Origin of the sequence: Rhodovulum sp. BSW8 (assembly GCF_003314725.1) — a bacterium.
Taxonomy (GTDB): Bacteria; Pseudomonadota; Alphaproteobacteria; order Rhodobacterales; family Rhodobacteraceae; genus Rhodovulum; species Rhodovulum visakhapatnamense.
The window spans coordinates 1-1,648 of sequence record NZ_QNVX01000061.1; the positions used below are offsets into that span (position 1 = coordinate 1).

1 protein-coding gene is annotated in these 1,648 nt (G+C 58.2%); it reads left to right on the forward strand.

Features of this window, described 5'->3' with window-relative positions:
- Positions 1-981 precede the first annotated feature (981 nt).
- A complete protein-coding gene (locus tag DSD19_RS19575) occupies positions 982-1,323 on the forward strand; it encodes a zinc ribbon domain-containing protein YjdM (RefSeq protein ID WP_113670821.1) in 342 nt (113 codons plus the stop codon).
- Positions 1,324-1,648: the final 325 nt, after the last annotated feature.

Consider the following 1,648-nt stretch of genomic DNA (forward strand, 5'->3'; position numbering starts at 1 on the left):
GCTCTTTCGCATGCGTCTGCTCCTTCGCGGTTGAGCAGACTCTACATCAGACTGAGGGATCTCGCGGGGGGCAGGTCAGTCCGTCAGTCAGAAAAGATTGCTAGCAGCGCCCCAACCGCTTTGTGGGCGCGAGTCGAGACGGCTGGGTGGCATCAAGAAGATCGATAAATCCCGGTCCTAAAACAGTCGAGAAAGCCCCCAGCTGAAGATTGAGAATGACCCGAATAGAAATATCGCTAGAACATCAGCGCACGCGAAACCAAAAAACATGACACTGTAAAAAGACTTGTTGGACGGGCAGTCATTGTACCAGATGAGGGCAATTACTTTCAGAGCAAATACAGGGTATGCGAGGTTGAATCCCGCTGCGCTGAGTGGAAAAAGAAGCCAAACTATTACTGATAGAAGAACGTTCACGGCTTGAAAGGTGTAAAACTTCTTTGCGCCATTGGTAGCTGACATGGGCGGCCCGAGTCCCGTTCCACTTTGTGGTGTTGCTGTCGTTCCCATTAGCGGACTTTGGAGCTCTTGGGTATCCACAACCGGATCGGATTGGCAAGGGCGGGGCAGGTGCGTCTGGAGCTTGAGCGTATGAGACAAGGTTGGTGCGTCCTTTGGAGCTGACACGAACAGCCGCTTTCATCGCGCCCCGAACTGCCGTTTCTCGGCTGTCCGTTCTGGTTCTTCGCTCTCCAAGCCTCGGCGGCGCCAGCGCTTGTTGCAACCGCGATGAACGGCCGCTTTCGTGATTCCGCAGGCGGCGGCGGCCGGGGCGCCCAATGTCGGCTCTCGGCAGCGAGCGTCCCTGGTCGCTTGGGGCGGGTCGCGTCGCAGCCGCGCCCCAGGACGTTCGACCGCATTGGGGCTGGGGAGTTCACCTTGGTCGCACTAGCTGCGACCGGGCAACTCGGGTCCTCGAAATCCTGATAGGGGGGAACCTCCGCTGTACACCGGACGTTCATGAGGCTATCGGCGTACCCCATGACCGATACATTGCCTCCATGCCCCGAATGTTCCTCGTCCTACGTCTATCAGGTCGATGCTCTGTTGAACTGCCCAGAATGCGGGCACGAATGGGTGCCCGATGATCTGGCCGACACCGCTTCCGATGTGCGTGACAGCGTCGGGAATGTCCTTGCCGACGGCGACACAGTTACCGTTATCAAGGACTTGAAGGTCAAGGGTTCTTCGTTGGTGGTTAAGGTCGGAACCAAAGTTCGGGGCATTCGGTTGGTCGACGGCGATCACGACATCGACTGTAAAATTCCAGGAATGGGCCAGATGAGCCTGAAATCTCAGTTCGTGAAGAAAGTTTCTGAGTAGGCCGCTGAACGCGAACCCCACGCAGAACCTTTCTGGCCGGATTTGGAGCAACGGCATCACGAGACGACAGTTTCGTCCGCCCTCCGGATCTTGGCGGCCTGAGTGCATGCTGCAGCGGGGATGAACGGCCGCTTTCGTGAGTCGCAGGCGGTTCGGGCTCGGGGCGTCGAACGGCGGCTATCGCCAGGGAATCGGGCCTCGGCAACGGGGGCGTCTGATCGGGTTCGGCGACGCCTTTGGTCGACACACGAGTACGACTTATGGCGCTGGCCCGGCTTGGGATCGCAAGCAGGGATCTCTCTTCCTTCCGCCTCGGGAAAAGAAT

Excerpts from the sequence above, each read along its gene's own strand:
- DSD19_RS19575 (WP_113670821.1), top strand. The coding sequence starts at position 982 with ATGACCGATACATTGCCTCCATGCCCCGAATGTTCCTCGTCCTACGTC.